Source organism: Pseudobutyrivibrio sp. 49 (assembly GCF_900100545.1).
GTDB lineage: Bacteria > Bacillota > Clostridia > Lachnospirales > Lachnospiraceae > Pseudobutyrivibrio.
In genome coordinates this window covers 40153-57305 of the sequence record NZ_FNDP01000018.1, presented here as the reverse complement: position 1 = coordinate 57305, position 17153 = coordinate 40153, and the positions used below count along the sequence as shown (strand labels likewise).

13 protein-coding genes are annotated in these 17153 nt (G+C 35.4%); all 13 read right to left on the bottom strand.

Annotated elements, in window-relative coordinates; genetic code table 11:
- Positions 1 to 341 precede the first annotated feature (341 nt).
- The 13 genes from BLP54_RS12860 to BLP54_RS12800 all read right to left on the bottom strand — a co-directional run bounded on the left by BLP54_RS12860 (position 342) and on the right by BLP54_RS12800 (position 17027).
- A complete protein-coding gene (locus tag BLP54_RS12860) occupies positions 342 to 1544 on the bottom strand; it encodes an MFS transporter (protein ID WP_090170316.1) in 1203 nt (400 codons plus the stop codon).
- A gap of 95 nt (positions 1545 to 1639) precedes the next feature.
- A complete protein-coding gene (locus BLP54_RS12855) occupies positions 1640 to 2224 on the bottom strand; it encodes a DUF5714 domain-containing protein (RefSeq protein WP_242870705.1) in 585 nt (194 codons plus the stop codon).
- Entirely contained in the window at positions 2221 to 2697 is a 477-nt protein-coding gene (locus tag BLP54_RS12850; RefSeq protein WP_242870704.1) for a GNAT family N-acetyltransferase, read from the bottom strand. Before BLP54_RS12850 ends, BLP54_RS12855 begins: the two co-directional genes overlap by 4 nt.
- Positions 2694 to 3134 (bottom strand): MarR family winged helix-turn-helix transcriptional regulator, encoded by a 441-nt coding sequence (locus tag BLP54_RS12845; RefSeq protein ID WP_176754557.1) that lies wholly within the window; start codon positions 3132 to 3134, stop codon positions 2694 to 2696. The genes BLP54_RS12850 and BLP54_RS12845 overlap by 4 nt, the downstream gene beginning before the upstream one ends.
- Before the next feature lie 139 nt (positions 3135 to 3273).
- Positions 3274 to 4077, bottom strand: coding sequence for a hypothetical protein (locus tag BLP54_RS12840; protein WP_090170311.1), 804 nt, complete (start codon positions 4075 to 4077; stop codon positions 3274 to 3276).
- A gap of 79 nt (positions 4078 to 4156) precedes the next feature.
- Positions 4157 to 4822, bottom strand: coding sequence for a recombinase family protein (locus BLP54_RS12835; protein WP_090170309.1), 666 nt, complete (start codon positions 4820 to 4822; stop codon positions 4157 to 4159).
- A gap of 160 nt (positions 4823 to 4982) precedes the next feature.
- Complete coding sequence (locus tag BLP54_RS12830; RefSeq protein WP_090170307.1) at positions 4983 to 5915, bottom strand: DUF4268 domain-containing protein; 933 nt, start codon at positions 5913 to 5915, stop codon at positions 4983 to 4985.
- A gap of 30 nt (positions 5916 to 5945) precedes the next feature.
- Positions 5946 to 6740 carry a DUF5677 domain-containing protein gene (locus BLP54_RS12825; protein WP_090170304.1) on the bottom strand — a complete coding sequence of 265 codons (795 nt, stop codon included), beginning with the start codon at positions 6738 to 6740 and terminating at the stop codon, positions 5946 to 5948.
- Positions 6741 to 6768: 28 nt separating this feature from the next.
- The gene (locus BLP54_RS12820) at positions 6769 to 10218 is read right to left on the bottom strand and encodes an SIR2 family protein (protein WP_090170302.1); all 3450 of its coding nucleotides are present in this window, start codon (positions 10216 to 10218) and stop codon (positions 6769 to 6771) included.
- Between the two features lie 47 nt (positions 10219 to 10265).
- Positions 10266 to 13382 (bottom strand): type I restriction endonuclease subunit R, encoded by a 3117-nt coding sequence (locus BLP54_RS12815; protein WP_090170300.1) that lies wholly within the window; start codon positions 13380 to 13382, stop codon positions 10266 to 10268.
- Between the two features lie 12 nt (positions 13383 to 13394).
- On the bottom strand, positions 13395 to 14147 hold the full coding sequence (locus tag BLP54_RS12810; protein ID WP_242870703.1) for a toll/interleukin-1 receptor domain-containing protein: 753 nt from the start codon (positions 14145 to 14147) through the stop codon (positions 13395 to 13397).
- 40 nt (positions 14148 to 14187) lie between these two features.
- Complete coding sequence (locus BLP54_RS12805; RefSeq protein WP_090170294.1) at positions 14188 to 15426, bottom strand: restriction endonuclease subunit S; 1239 nt, start codon at positions 15424 to 15426, stop codon at positions 14188 to 14190.
- A 92-nt stretch (positions 15427 to 15518) separates the two neighbouring features.
- A complete protein-coding gene (locus tag BLP54_RS12800; protein WP_090170292.1) occupies positions 15519 to 17027 on the bottom strand; it encodes a type I restriction-modification system subunit M in 1509 nt (502 codons plus the stop codon).
- Positions 17028 to 17153: the final 126 nt, after the last annotated feature.

The following is a 17153-nucleotide window of genomic DNA, read 5'->3' as shown; positions in this document are numbered from 1 at the left end:
ACTAAGTATAGTTAATCTTAAAAAGAGATAAAAAATTGCCCACCTAGCGCACATAACTGTACTAAGTGGACTATAAAATTGAAGTATAGTTAATATTAATTTATCTGAGTAGTTTAAACAAACGCGAATATATATAAAATTAAAACAATACGGTAACAATACGGTAACTTTTTTCGTAACTTTTTTAGTAAATGCAAATTTCTTGAAGTTAATGCAAGTTTCTACAGGTAAAAGCAATACTTATAGTACTGTTGCATTTAGTAGTGGAAATAATAGGTAAAATTAAAGGAGCTAAACCAGCTCCTTATAATATGTTTATTTAGTTAGACAAACTGGAATTGTTAGCACTCTGTCTTATTGCACCGGAGGCATAAAGCATAAAATGCAATCGCCAGAAACTGTGATACCACAGACACAGTGACAAGATACACAGGATTCAAATCATACAGGGCACCGAGAAGCCAACTGCCCAGAAACCACGCAATACCAAATCCTGTCTCAAATATTCCGAAACCGGTGCTTCGCATGGAACGCGGGACGATTCCGCTGACAGCTGCTTTCATAATACTTTCCTGCGCCCCCATTCCAATCCCCCACAGAATTATCCCAGCTCCGATCAACCAGGCATTTCCAGTCATAAAAACAAAACATGAGAAGAATGTGCTGCATAGTGTGGAAATGATCAGAGCCTTCAGCCCGACCTTATCATAAAGCCAGCCAAAGAATAGTGCAGCAAAGGCATCCACAGCCATTGCCCCAGCATATAGCAGACTGAGCATGGATTCATTAAATGCTCCGGTATTAGCCGAATGAAGTGTGATCAGGGTGAAGTCTGCAAAGCCAAAAGCAAAAAAGCAGATGGCCGCCATGAACAGAACAAATGACTTCCTGAATTCAAAGCTTGCCGGTTTATCTTCCTGCTTTTCAAAGATCTCCGGATCAGGGTATCTTATCTTTGCTGCCAAAACAAGAGCTATGGTGATCATTGCAGGAACAAGCAGTATCGCAAGAGAGATCCTATACGTTGTAAAAAGGTCGTCTATACCTTTTACAAGAGCTGTTACAAAAAGCAGTACAGGTCCGAGAAACGCGCCAAGCTGATCCAGAAACTCCTGATAGGCAAAGCCTTTTCCGGTTCCGATCTCGCTTGCCGCAAAGCTTACCAATGTGTTTTTGGCAGGCTTTTTTATCGCTTTTCCGATACGCTCCAGGATCACAAGACCGCAGGCCCAAATCCAGCCATGTTCAGGTACGAGTGCCAGTGCAGGAATCGCCAGAGCCTGTATTACATAGCCTGTGATAACAAATGTCCAGTATTTCTTCGTTTTATCTGCTATAAATCCGGATATGAGCCTTAGTGAATACCCGCACAATTCTCCTATACCGGACACAAATCCGATGGTTGCAGCGGATGCCCCTGCGAGGTTCAGATATTCGCCCAATATGCTTCTTGCGCCTTCATGAGTCATGTCCGAAAACAGACTTACGATTCCCATAAGGGTTATAAATGTTATGGCGCCAGACAAAGCCTTTTTTTTATCCATGTTCTACTCCACTAATCCCGATTCTTGTCTTAGTCTATTATCATGAAATTCAAAGTTCCATAATTTCTAAATTCTCCGAAACCAAAAGCTTTCCATTATCCAAAGAACGGGCATCTTTCTTTGATACACTGCTGGTTTTGCGATGAGAACTCACAGTGTTGCTTCTCATATTCGATCTGCACTCCGTAGTGCTGTCTTACGTACTCTATTCCATGCTTGAACGCAATCATAGCATCTCTTTTACAACATCTTGGGCCATTTATCTGGCCAAGTTCTCCTATGGCGCTTGATGTAAATGCCATGTGATCTCCCCATGTGCCATCCTCAGAAAGTGGTCCTGTACCATCAATAATAGAAAGAGCTGCTCCTATAGATGTTATCGCTCCGCATATTCCCCACAGTCCGCACATTGCTCCCGGCATCCGAAGTCCTTCTTTCAAAAGCTTCTCCAAGGCATAGTCTATATCTATTTTGCCACCAGCATTATAATAAGCCATCAAGAGACATGCCCCGTCTAATATATGATGTTCTGGCCCATGTATACTTATGTAATCTTTTTTTGCCATTATCTTAAACATATTGATAGGATTAATGCCTTTTTCTTTACTTATATCTTCAATAATCCTGTTTGCCTTTCCTTCAATAGTCATAAGTAATCTCTCCTCGTATAAACATGTCATGAAGCTCTGTACTCCATAAGAGTTGTGTTCTGCCAATTTCCAAATCTATCTTTTGCTATTCTTTCCCTATAGCCAATCTCCCTGAAGCCGCACTTTTTATGTAGGGCTATACTCGCTTTGTTAATTGAGAATATTGCAGAATATATGCTCCAATACCCATCTTTCTCTGCCTCTCTGATGATCGTATTTACCAAAGCTGTGCCTATACCATGACCTCTATAGTTTCTATCAACATATACACTCATTTCAACGCAGCCTTTATATGCGCATCTACTTGAAGTAGGACTAAGCGCAATCCAGCCTACTACTTTCCCTTCTTCCTCAAAAACAAACCTGCAATTCCTTAAATGTCCTTCATTCCACTCAGCAAAACTAGGACACTCTGTATTAAAAGTAGATGTTCCCTCTTCTAATCCCTGCTTGTAAATCTCCGCTACTGTCCCCCAGTCTTCATCTCTCATTTCCCTAATCACAGCAATTTCACCTCCGATTTTTTTATCGCATCATTGTAGATACTTAATGCTTCTAAAACCTGGCTCTGTTTTTCCTTTGGAATCATTGAAAAAACTCTCTCAAACTTCAAATTCATATCTTTCTCTATTGTATTGAATCTTGCCATTCCTTCATCAGTCAGATTAAGCACTACGCACCTGCGATCCCTTTTTGAGGGTTCTCGCAAAACATATCCTTTTTGAACAAGTTCTTCTACAGATCTGCTTACAGCACTTTTATCCATCTTAAGAAGTTCAGCAAGTTCCTTTACACATATTCCAGGTTTTCTGCCTATCTCAACAACCAGAAAGCATTGAGATGTATTGACGTTACATTGACAGCAATCAGAACTGTTTAGCTTCTCAAGATTACGTTCTAATTCTCTGGTACTTTCTCGAAATAGTTTTACCTTATCCATCGAATGCCCTCCTATGGATTTAAATGATAAAATCATTAGTTGCATTTGTCAACTAATATATAATATAAAAAAGCCACATAGCCGTTATAAACAACTACATGGCAATTACGTGGGCATATTCATTTATCTTATTTGCTTTTTATGAACATACATCGTCAGCTATATCTTTATCAAGATAACGAGCTGGTTTTCCAAAAACCCAACTTGTTTTCCAATTCATTTCTGTTATCCATTTTTTTGTGGTAGCATTGTGGTATAAACATGAGGTAACAGAATTTTTATATGTTTCGTAATTCCACTCAAAAATAGAATTATTATCAAACTCTACCATCGTTTTAAAAAGCTTAGTAGCATTATCTATATATTTTTTATCTTCATTACTAACAATATCTTCTATTCGTAGCCAATCCATTTCTACATTCAAATCTTCAACAATCTCAAGGCCTTTTTCACCATATTTTTTACAATTTTTATAAAATTTTTCTTTTAAATCTGGATCATCCTTTATCCTAGTAAATGCTATACTACACCATTCATCAAAAGATTTGCTTACGTTCATGTCAATATTATCTGGCGAAGATTTAAGCATTCGATATGGAATATGAGCACTGTTTTTTACTTCAAGTGTTACTTTCCAAATCTTGGGTTGCATAATGAGCGATTTCTTTTCATCCTCTTTTTTATCCGATGATTTTTGAATAAGGAGCGCTACAAGTGTCGATGTGATAATTCCTAACGCCAGATTGTTTATGTAATTTGTAATTTTAGGAATCTTATTACTGATAGTTATTGGATTGCCTATTATGATTTCAAAAAATCTATGTATTTCGTTAGACCAAATATCTAGACTAGCGCACAAGAAAAAGAATAAACCACCTATGATTAGTAGTAAATGGTAAATAAAATATGGATTTTTATGTTTTCGGTCTTTTATCTGTTTCATCTTCTATATTATATCCTTATATAATTATTGGGCAGCTATAATAGTGTAATATATTTTATTCTTGTAGGAAATAAAAAAACTAATTATTCGATATTTTTTCATGATTAATATACTTCTTCAGCGTATTCCTAGAAATCTCATATTTCTTCATCAAATCAACCTGCTTAATTGAACGGTCATGCAGGTATGCTTGAATATCAGTTTTAAGCTCAGGTGTTAGTTTATCAAACTGCCCCTGCTTTCTACCGCTACGTTTATTACTTGCAGCGATACCATCCTTAATTGCTTTGGAAATGTATATACGCTGCTGCTCTGCTCTATCCAGCTCTACAATAAGAAGTAACTTGATTACTCCTTCCATTGCTGTACGTGTAACCAAATCTTGAGCCTGGGCTACATCCATCATCTGTTTGATGTACTCGCTGGACACAGTTGGATTATCAATGAATACAACATTGATTCCACGATTTAACCATTCCATATATTTCTTGTAGCCGTTCTCAGCCTCACGGGTGAATCTGGAAATATCCTTGAAGACAACAGTATCATCTTTTTGAAGAATCTTATCCAGCTTTTGGAACTGTGGTCTCTCTGTAAAATTCTTTGCAGACTTCTCTTCTGTAAATTCAACCAGATATTCTATGTCCTGCTCTTTTGCATAGCGGCTCAGACTTTTTATCTGTCTGTTGAAGTTTTGCTTCTCTTGATCTGTAGATATTCTCATATAGCTGTAATAATTGCCCATCTGGAACCTCCAAAACCATCAAATAAACTATAGTTTAATTATATAAAAATAATAGCGTCAGAATAACTATATTTCAAGTTATAATGACGCTATTATCAATAATATTTCGCTCAAATATTTAAATGTTGTTTTCTGGATATACTTTTCAGATATCACTCTACTATACGTACTTCTTAAATACCTTTGCAAACAAAGTCGCTTTATCAATCATTTCATTCATAAGACTGTCATAATTTGAATGATCTTCAAAATCTAATCCAGGCATTCTGTATAAAATTCTTGCAGCCTTCTTTCCATCCAATCTCTGCCAATCCGGATGAAGCCCCAGCTTTTCATCTATCTCTTCTTTTTGCAGATAGAGCTTCTCAAATAATTCTTTATTATCTGGAATATAAAGCTCAACTCCTACAGCATGTTCTCTATTAACAATTGTAAGTGAAACATGCGCATCACTGGTTCCGATTGCTATATCATACCAATGATCTGTTGTTGGTTTTCTAACATTAAATGGCTTACCACGCTCAATTAAAATCTCATTAAAGCGTGTCCAGAATTCAATCTTTTCGCTTTGTCCTTTATTGTATTCACCAGATCCAGACTGTCCTTTAGCATTCTTAATAAACCCATTTGGCTTCTCTACAATTTCAAACTTAGGAGCACATAAGGAATCACCAATCTGATATGCGTGAATTTCAATCAAAAAGAAATTAAGTTTGTCAGAAGTATTGTTGTTAAGCCATTCAATGGCACTACGATGCTCCTCACGAGCCTCCTTTACAATCCAAACAACAACTTTTGCATCAAGGCCTGATGCATATGTAATAATTTTACCAAGATGATCGTGATTAGATGCTTCAAGCTGATTCTCGATAATAACCTTATCACCAGTAGTCTCATCAACACCTACAAGGTCACATCTATATGCGCCTACATATACTTCCTTCTCAACTTCACTAAGAGTAAGGCCGATAATTTCATTCAATTGTTCAAGGTTTTCTGGTTTTGAAAGCCATTCAGAAAAATCATATTGCTCGTGACTCCAGAGTTTTCGAATGTCAACCTCTTGAAGTTTTCCTAATTTCATTGTTGCCATAATCTTATCACCTCGACCTTTACCACCATTTTAATCATGTTTTATTAGCATTCTAAGATAATATTCACCAAGCCTATTCAATTCATTTAAAACGTAATTATCATCTAGTTCCAAATAATGATATGTATGTCCTACAAGCGCTATTAATGAAGACGTTGCAAGAAACAATGCGTGTTCATGTCCAGTATCCCTCGCCCTCATATCAACACCCACTACGTTGGAACCAATATTCATTCGATTGCCAAAGGCTGATGGATGCATTGCGATACATGCCATTTTATATTCCATATGCATGTTATTAAAAAGACCTCTATGAGAATCTTCTCTATTTGTTATTTCATCAGACAATTCCTTAAAACTATTCTTTCCGCTCCACCAATACTGTTTAAATGAACTTCCATATTTTTCCTGATGCTCTTTAAGCAGTCTATCAGTCTCTTCAATATCAGCTTTTACGTTAAATCGTTTTGCCTGCTCATTAAGATATTTTAATCTAGTTAACTCAGCATCTTGGAAATACCTCTTTAGTAATTCCTCACGCTCTGTTGTATCCTCGTGTTCCTCAATGAATGAACAAATAATTCTTTGTTCATAAATGTTTCTTGCAAGAATTAGCGAACCATCTGGAAAACCATTTTCGCAAAGTAGAATAATCTGTCGAGTAAGAGATATGCTTGTCGTCAAAGCTGGAACTAATAAATCTATATCATCCAAGTTCCCTAAAAGTTTTTCATTTCTGATAGCATATAGAACTTGATTTTCAACTTTGGCAATTACTTCAAATAAATCTTTTAGTAAATACTTTTCTATACTCCTCTGAATCATAACCCCCTCGCAACATCATTTAGTTACTCTACAGTTCTACACCAATATTTCGTTTCAATAATACTTCTTGTAGTTCTTTCTTTTCTTTCGTATCTAAAGGCCCCAGTTCTTCCACTATTTTTACAATAAAGGTATCCGAAAAACTAATTTCTTCAGCACTTTCAAGTATTCTGATTAGCAATTTTGCCATATAATGTGGTTTTTCACTTGAAAGGTTCATTTCCTGTAATTGTAGCCAAAAAGAACTATCTATTTTCTTAGGCATTTTTCCTTTACATACGACTTCTACAACGTCTTCAAATTGTTCTGGAAAAACTGTAACTAGATCCAATATTTCTTGATTTTCTTCTTCTTCCAATATACAAGGTTTGTTATTCTTACGATTTACAATAAAACGCTTCAACCAAGAATTCCACCATTCTAGCTTTTTTGAGGCATCCATATCTCTAAGTCTAGAATTAATTGTATTAATCAATATAGTTCTTTTTCTAGTTGAAATACACTTATAATACTCAGGAATATATTTTAATGTTGGCTTATCAACAACATAAATCATTAGTGTTAATAATAATTCTGTGAAAGCACGCAAAGCCTCATCATCTAGCCAATCAATATGCTTTAGAGCCTTAAAATATATAGGCTCAATAATATCGACAGTATCACTATTGATTCTAGAAGAGAAGTAAACAATTCCTCCCCATGAACTAGTAAAACAGTCTTTGTTATTACTAATGAGAAGCGGTGCTAGTTTATCCAAGCTCCAATTTTTGTCCCTATAACAAAAGAAATTGAAATGTCCAACCAGAATACATCTTGCAACATTCTTTTCAGTTGTTTTCAATGACAAAGCATCATTAAAGCAATCCTGGTATTGAGCAGGAATAATTCTTTCTTCATGGAACGAAACCATATAAATCCATGAAAACAAAATATATCCTAATGCTGTATATAAAGTGGCTTCTATTATTCTTCCACCTTTTAAATCGTCAATTTCTTTTTTGTTACGTTCGGTCCAAAGATTTTGGGTAATTTCATAGAATTCACTCTCATATTTTAAAACGAATTCCCTAGCATCAGAACGTTCAACCATTTTCCACAAGTATTCAGCGATAAGGGTCACATTTCCAATACTAGAAATATTATTATTAAAAAGCCTAAGAGCCCATAATGCATCATCTAACGAACAATCACTATTCATTGAAGCATATATTCCACGCTGCCATATATCTTCATTCCATATCTCTTTCTTGACCAAATGCTCAAATACTTTTTTGCCCCATGCAACATTCTTTGTAATACAGGCAGAAAAAGTGTTTAGTAATCCCTCTCGAGAAGGTCCTTCAAATGGATTCTCGTTAAATGAAACCAGCCAATTAATAACTTTATCTATCTCTAATGAAATAAACTTTTCTTCAGAAACAGGGCTTTGATTATGGCTCCACTCCACCTCTGTTGGAGACAATATCAGTTCTGGATGTTTTGATTCCTTATAACCATATTCATTTTGAAGCTGTTCTTTCAATTTATGTGTATATTGATCTGATAAGTCCGCTCGATTTAACCAAACAATCCAATTATAAACTCGATAACTAACACTACTTTTGTCACCTGAATCTAACTCTTTAATTGCTTGAATAAGGTTCTTCTTTTCAGAATCGCTTAATTGAGGAAAACACTTCGCTACTAGTAAAAATACTTGTTCCTTACATTCTGTATTATCTAGATATTCATTATTTACAATAAAGGTCACTTTTTCACTAGGTGAGAATGCACTTGTTTCTCTAAAAGCCCTTAAAGCTATCTTTCTCATCAATGCTGAATCTGAATTAAGATCATTCAAAAGAACTTGTCTTAAAAAAGCATTTTCATCTTTATGTAATCTCAATACTGATTCCACATACATATTGGCAAGTATCTCTAATTGATTCTCACGATAGCTATCTTTCTTATTTTCTATATCAAGTATAGCTATTTCAAATGCAACGCCATCATTTATTCCCTGCCCAACTATTTCATACTTCTGGTGCAATTCTTGAATTTTAGCCTCTACAAATGAAATGATTTCCCTTGGGTAAAACTCTACTGCATTTTCTATCATGCGGTTCCACGCCATGTCAATTAGAAAATAACTTCCCAAAAATGTATGTTTAAACTCAACACCTTCTGGTTTAATCCAACCTTTTTGAATTAGCACCATGTTTAAGGAAAACAATTTTTGCAGTAGTAAAAAAGACGTTTTCCATTGCTTTTTACTTGAAGTTATTTCTATTAACTTAACAATAGTCCAGTCATTCTCAATATATTTTTCAATTAATAAAATATAATCTGCAAGGAAAGCCTCATCAATTTCTCCATTAATAGTAATCAGATGACTTGCTATACCATTCGCTAATTTAGGACTAATTTTATTCTTATGATGGAATATTAATTCTAAAAAAGATTTATCGTCTTTGCCAACAAAGTTTTTACATAGCCAATCTCCCCATATTAAATTAGAATCCCCTTTACAGTCAGCAGAAAAGCAATCAGCAAAAATGTTTTTCTTATCTAGATAATCCATCCACTCTTTTCCACAAATGGTTTTTGCTAATATCAAGCTTCTTTCTTCATTTTCCAAACAGTATTCTATTTCTTTATCCCCCGTCATATCTCGAGGAGGACTATATTTGAATAATTCAAACTGTGATTTCCACTCTAGTAATCCTTTTTTTGAACCAACACCTAATTTTCTCAGGCCATCACGCATAACAGCATAACTACGTTTCGGGAAAACAATTGGATTGATTCCTAGTAAAGACCAATCCGTTTTTTCATCATCTGTAAGAATATATCTTCTACAGCCATCATTTCTTGACATGGCACGAGTCAAATATCGAAGAATAGTATCATTATAACTGTATCCAATAAATAGAATTGTGTATGACTCAAACAAACGAACAAGAAAGCGAGAAGCATATCCTTCTGTCAAATAAGCTTTTCCAAAATCTTCATCAGTCAAAACCATATATTTTGGATTATTAACATTCCCATGAATATGAACTATCCCGCTAATATCATTGCCTAATGGCAACGTAGGCGCATTATATACATCAATAACCTCATTTCGTGATTGAATTACATGCTCAAACATTTGATCATAATTCGTTGTCACTATTTTTATATCATCTCGGCAGTTGAACAAATCTACAATAGTTTCATGCAGTTTATTATGTTCTTTACATGAATCTGATAAAATCCCTGCTGCGGCTCCTCTGACATCTATCCCTTTCGCTTCTAAAGCTCCTAAAAATACCTCGCACAAATCATTCTTTTTTTTTGTTTCCCCAGTATCTTCGGCAATCATATTTGTAAGAGTTTCAAAATCAGGTAATGAAGTTGGCTTGTCAACTGATGCTCCTGCTCCAGCAAATACAACAAATTTTCCTTTTTTAATCGCTTCAACTATTTCGTTAGGAAAATCAATTCCATTAAAATACACTATTTATTCCCCCAAAAATTATTCAAATATAGTAATTCATCAGTTTTTTAGACTTCGGAATCATTGTTAATCGCTTTTACGTACTGTGTTAATCTCTCAGCATAATTTGTCACACGCTCATCACTCATATCACTGTTGTCAGTCCATAATTCACACTGAGTCATAACCGTCTGAACTGCATCCTCCATTCCCTCTGGTGGATACTTATGCTTTCTGAGTAATTTCTTTATCATCATACGCATCTTAGCCCTTGCCGAATCGCGCTTTTGCCAGTCGATGGTTCTATTCTTTCTCAATGCTTCAGTAAGTTCCTTAGTAATAGCTATGAGCTCTTCATTTTCATAAAAGTCTTTAATTGCCTGAGGTTTTGTCAGCGCATCATAGAACGCAAGCTCATCTACAGAAAGTCCAAGCTTATCGCCTTCTTGTTGAGCTACCTGAATTTGTTTTGCAAGTTTTAATAATTCCTCAATTACCTGTTCATTCGTAAGCATTCCATTAAGATATCTGTTCATTGCCTGTTGTATAATCTCACTAAACTTTTCAGATTTAACAACATTTGTACGCTTATAAATAATAACTTGCTCAGCAATCAACTTCTTTAATAGTTCAACCGCTAAGTTTTTTTCTTTCATCTTAGAAATCTCTTCCAAGAACTTCGGATCAAATAAAGAAAAATCACCATTAACATCTGAGAAAAGATTAATAACACCATTGCTCTTAATACTCTGACTAAGGAGTGCATTAATTCGCTCATTCATTTCAGGTAATGAGATTTTCTTTCCTTCTCCTTGATTCATAAGTCGCGTCACAAGAACACGAACCGATTCAAAGAATGCTGCTTCGATTCTCAGTTGTTCTTCAACCAAAGATGAACAAAGAGAAAGTGCCTGTCTGAGAAGTAATGATTCTTTTTGGAATGATTCGCGGTCTTCTTCTTTTGATGGCGCAACTATAAAATTCACCGCACCACTAATAGCTTTTGATCTAGCTAAATCGGAACCATCAGTAAATGCTGAATAATCATAGCCATGGAATAAATCACGGCAAATTGAAAGTTTCTCTAAAAACTTAGGGTATGCAACAGTAGCTACATCTGTATCTCCATAATTCTTCTTGTCACGAGCTGTGTAATCATTCATAGCAGCCTTTAACGCAGATGCTATACCTACATAATCAACTACCAAGCCACCTTCTTTGTCACCAAATACACGATTTACTCTAGCAATTGCTTGCATTAGGTTATAACCCTGCATAGGTTTATAAACATACATTGTTGCCAACGAAGGAACATCAAATCCTGTAAGCCACATATCAACAACAATAGCTATCTTAAGATTACTATTATTATCTTTAAACTCTTTGGCAAGTTCATCTCTACGACGCTTATTACCAATGATAGCTTTCCATTCTTCAGGATCTTTATTGCTATCTGTCATCACAACAGCTACTTTATCTTTCCAATCTGGCCTACGATCCTCTACTATTTTCTTATATATTTTCATAGCAATTGGTCGTGAATACGCTACTATCATAGCCTTACCTGTTAGAAGGTTTTCTCGGTAATTTTCGTAATGAGCTAAAATATCATCCACAAGAGAAGCTATTGTTTCATCATTCCCAAGAATCGCTTCCATCTGACCAAGTTCACGCTTACTCTTTGCTACAACCTCTGGATCTGCATTATTAGCCATGATATCATATTCAGAATCTATAAGCTTAAGTGTGTCTGGATCAAGCTTAAGTTTTACTACACGGCTTTCATAATAAACAGGGCGTGTTGCTCCATCCTCTACAGCCTGTGTCATATCATATACATCTATATAATCGCCAAATACTTCCCTTGTACTTCTATCCTTCATAGAAATAGGTGTACCTGTGAAACCAATATATGTTGCATTTGGCAAACTATTTCTAATTACTCTAGCTGTTCCAATTTTAATTTTTCCAGTTTCTGCATCTACCTTTTCATTAAGACCATACTGTCCACGGTGTGCTTCATCCGCCATTACAACAATATTTCTACGTTCTGATAATGGTTCATCAGATTCTTCAAATTTTTGCATGGTAGTAAAAATAATACCGTTAGCCTGACGCCCATCTAATAAACTCTTTAGATGTTCTCTACTTTCAGCCTGAACAGGCTCCTGACGTAAAAAATCTTTACATTTTGCAAACTGACCATAAAGCTGGTTGTCCAAATCATTTCTATCCGTCAAAACGACTATTGTAGGGCTTTCAAGTGCATCTTGTAAAAGATGAGCGTAGAAAACCATTGATAATGATTTACCACTACCCTGTGTATGCCAGAAAACGCCACCTTTACCATCTGTTACAGTGGCATGTTGTGTTGACTGAACAGCTTTATTTACAGCAAAGTACTGATGATATCCCGCTAATATTTTTGCACGCTTTATACCATCATTTGAAAAACAAATAAAGTTCTTAATAATATCTAGCAATCGTTCCTTTTCAAATATTCCTTCGAAGAACGTGTCAAACTGAGCATACTGGGTGTTCTCATAACTACCGTCTTTCGTCTTCCACTCCATGAATCGATCTTCACCAGACGTGATAGTGCCAGCTTTAGATGTAAGATGATCGCTCATTACACATATACAGTTATAAATAAACATAGATGGAATTTCATGGATATAATTGCGAATCTGAAGGTATGCTTCAGACGCATCTGTCTCCTCGCGAGAAGGTGACTTTAACTCAACTAAGACGATTGGAAGACCATTTAGGAATAGCAATACATCGGGGCGCTTATTGCTATTCTCAACAAACGTCCACTGATTGGCAACTATGAAAGAATTGTTGGCTGCATTATTGTAATCTACAAGATAAACTAATCCAGAGCGCTCTTCACCTTTGACTGTATATCGAACCTCAACACCATGCTGAAGGTAATCCATAAATACTTCGTTTTTTTGCACTAACTCTGCATTCTCAAAGTTCTTCAACTTAAATAATGCATCACTAATAGCATCTGAAGGCATATCAGGATTAATCCTATTTAATGCATCAACTAACTCTGACTCATAAATAGGACTGTTAAAGTCTCTTTCCACATCAGGCCCATATAGATATCTATAGCCCATGTTCTGAAAAAGCTCTATTATTGAGTTTTCGTAATCAGCTTCTGTGTAAAATGCTGTCATGCTCAATCTCCTTTAATAAGACTTCAACCTTTGAATTAACTGTCTTGCAAAAAGAAGTGCAATCTCATCACAGGAATAATCTTTTGAATCTATTGTCTGTATATCTGCAACCTCAGGATACATATTTCTTAAATCGTCATTGGATATGCCATGAACTATTGGTAATATTATTTTTTGCCCATTTTTGTTTTGTCTATTAAGAAACTCAATAAGTTCTTTTTCAGTCCATTCTCTATCAAAAAAATTTTTCGAAATTACGATTATAGCAAATTCAGCTTTCTGGGTACCCTCTAAAATCTTTTTCTTCCACTTATCGCCCCATTCCAACGAGTTTTTATCATAAAATATTGATATTCCTAGCTTTGTCAATGAATCATTAAGTTCATCAACAAATTGCAGCTTATCTTTATTAGCATGTGATATAAAAACATCATACTCTGGCAAACTAGCTGATTTATACATGGGGACCTCCACAGTGGTACCCGCATTCATTTTAAAAACAAACTCTTTATCTCTATTAATGCTATCAAGACACGAACGTAAATCATTAAAAGCGCTCAAGTTTCTATGAAATAGCAATGTACTGATTCTCGTACCTAATGCATGATTTTTTAGATACTTATTATAAAAAATTTCAACATCATTAATCCAATCCTGACTTGGCTTGTTATATTCATCTATACTTACGCCTATAGGTGCCACATTAATAGGTGATTTAATATTGTTAGCTCTTTCAATTAATTCATTTAATTCCTGTTCAAACAATTTTATTTTCCCCCTCTACATTAAATGATAATTTAGTAGCTTATATATCTAACTCAGAGATATCTAACTCACCTGACATCAGTCGTGGAAGGATAGAATCTCGAAGTTTTGTTAGTTGCACATTTTCATCAATATTTGAAGCCATTTTCTGATACATAACTGAAACAGCATCATCTAAAGGTTTTAGTACAGAAAAATCCTTTGGCATCATTAAAGAATAATTTGGTAAAGCTTTTTTACTAAGATGCAGAACCGTAGTTCCATTAACATAGCCCAAACAGTGTCTTTTGAATTGTTTGGTCTGTAACAGAGCTGCAATTAAAAATTTTGAAACATGTGGATTATCTGGCAATACCTTGACAACATCCATCGAAAATATAATGTCCTGGTATCCCGAAAAACTAAGTACAGGTTCTGCATTACCAATTACATCAGCATTTTGAGTGAGATCTGTATGTGCAACAAGAGTATCATATAACTTGGCATGATGTTCTGGCTTTACTTTTCCGGATGGAACAATTTCCTTATACCCATCAAGCTTGAAACCACCTTTTCGATCAAAGTTTTTGATTGTTGCCATTGCGGTTGATGAATCTTGCAGTTCAGCTCCTTTATATGAATAACCGCTTATGAATTTAGTAAATGATGATAACGGTGTTAATTCCCAATCATCGGGACAAACACCTTCAAAAGGTTCATAATCTGTTAGCCATGCGTTACATAGAGTGCGAATTTGCTCAGCTATATTATTGTTTATCTCCTCATTTACTCGAATTTTACTCTGTATATCGTCAATTAAAGATACTATTCTTTTCTGTTCTTCTAAAGAAGGTATCTCAATTTCTAATTCCTCAATCATTCCCTTTGTAAGGGCATTTCGAGTAGCTCCTCCTGAAGCTAACTGTAACAAATATGGTTTTACCATCTGCAGATAGTACAGAAGATAGCTTCCAATTACAATATTAGTATTTGCACGAATAATTGCTACGTGCTGATTTACTCTGGCAGGCAGCACTTCATCTGGTACTATGCAGGCACGAGCCACAGAGTCTCCGGTTATGTTAAGAAGCACATCATTTTTTTCGACAATAACATTACGCAATCTCTCAGCTTGCTGTTCATTAATATATGCTAGACCATCATACGTAAAAGCAAAATCTAATACATTTTGACTTCTAATTAGAGATATACCATACTCAATGTATGCTTCCTTTCCTCCCCTAGGTGTTGCACCACTCCCAATCTTTGTACATACCTCTTTCAATTTCATTATTGCCATTTTATCATCATCCTAACCAATATATTTTTGAGCTAATTCCATGTTACTCTAATTGACCATCCTACTAATTCATAATAGTAGTTTATATAATATTAGATTTCATATCCTATTGCCCCTAATTTTCTCCTAATCTCATCTTCCAGCTCATGAGATTTCTCAAATAAATCAGAAAGTTCTGTTGTCAATCTTCCCATTTTTTCTTCAAACGGTTCACCATCATCTTCCTGCTCTTCGATACCAACGTATCTGCCAGGTGTAAGTATATAATCCTGTTTCTCTATTTCTTCCGTAGTGACTACCTTGCAAAATCCCTTAACATCCTCAAGTTTTCCATTCTGAAAAGCTTCAAAAGTATCCGCAAGCTTCTGTATATCTTCATCATCAAAATCACGGTGCTTACGATCCACCATATGTCCCATGCTTCGTGCATCAATGAATAAGGTTTTGCCAACCTGCTTCTTATTCTTTGAAATAAACCAAAGTGTTACTGGAATTGTTACGCTATAGAATAGCTGAGTAGGCATTGCAATAATGCCCTCAACTAAGTCATCCTCTATGATATTTTTTCTAATGTCACCTTCACCACTTGTCTGTGAAGTAAGTGCACCATTAGCTAAAACTAAACCAATCTTTCCATTAGGAGCCAGATGATGAATCATGTGCTGAATCCAAGCATAGTTGGCATTTCCAGCTGGTGGCAATCCATATTTCCACCTAACATCATCAATCAATTTTTCCTGATTCCATGGATGATAATTGAAAGGAGGATTTGCAAGAATGAAATCAGCCTTTAACGTTGGGTGTAAATCATTTGTAAATGTATCTGCTTGATAAGGTCCAAAATCTGCGTCGATACCACGGATAGCCATATTTATTTTTGCCATCTTCCATGTATCTGCATTTGCTTCCTGACCATATACAGAAATAGAACCTCTGTTGCCAGAATGAGCTTCGATAAACTTTGCACTCTGAACAAACATACCGCCTGATCCACAGCAGCAATCATACACACGACAGTTTTCAAAAGGTCGAAGAATAGAAACTAAAGTCTTAACTACACTTGATGGTGTATAGAATTCTCCACCACCTACACCTTCCTTTTCTGCAAACTGAGCAATACAGTATTCATAAGTACGGCCAAGAAGATCTTCACTTGCCTCAATGTCACTCATATCAATATTATTAGTGAAGATATCTACTACTTCTCCTAATACTCTCTTATCAAGATCAGGACTTGCATAATTCTTTGGCAATACATTCTTAAGCACTTTATTATCTGCTTCAATTGCACGCATAGCATTGTCAATTATTGTTCCAATTTCCGGCGTATGAGCAGCTGACGAAATTGTGCTCCATCTAGCTTCTTCAGGAACAAAGAAAACATTTTCCATGGTATATGCATCCATGTCATCTTCAAATCCATCGCCTTCTTCAACAAGTTCCTGATATCTCTTATCAAAAGCGGCTGAGATATATCTCAAGAAAATTAATCCAATAATAACCTTTCTATATTCTGCTGCTGGAATGTGCCCCCATAGAACACAGGCTGCATCCCACAGCTGTTTTTCAAAACCAATATTTGCATTTGTCTTATCTGACATTTTTCTTCCTCCAATAGATAAGATATCGTTATTCTTTTACAAATAAACTCTACCTTTCAGTATATCATAAACATATGCCTCAATGCGCGAATTTATCCAATGTTTCCTATAAATAGTGGGTCTTTT